General features: G+C 50.6%; 1 rRNA gene. It reads right to left on the bottom strand.

From position 1 onward, the window contains the following. Window positions 1–126: 126 nt before the first annotated feature. Window positions 127–244: ribosomal RNA gene (rrf, locus tag DXD92_RS18325) — 5S ribosomal RNA — on the bottom strand. Window position 245 lies beyond the last annotated feature (1 nt).

Raw genomic sequence — 245 nt, 5'->3', positions numbered from 1 at the left:
TTCTTTTAAACTCTAATCACTGGTAAAACCAGCTCTCATCAGCACTTCCCTGCTGTTATGGGTTACTGCGCTTCTGTGGGCAGCTGTTTTATTTCATAGACATTTACCCTTGTCTTTTTATTAGGGAGCTGGCAGCCACCTGCTCTCCCACACCGTCTCCAGTGCAGTACCATCGGCCGCTTAGGTCTTAACCATCGTGTTCGGGATGGGAACGGGTGTGTCCCCTAAGCGCATCGCCACCAGCA

The organism is Blautia sp. TM10-2, from assembly GCF_003480845.1.
GTDB lineage: Bacteria > Bacillota > Clostridia > Lachnospirales > Lachnospiraceae > Fusicatenibacter > Fusicatenibacter saccharivorans.
This window is presented reverse-complemented; position numbering and strand designations above follow the sequence as displayed.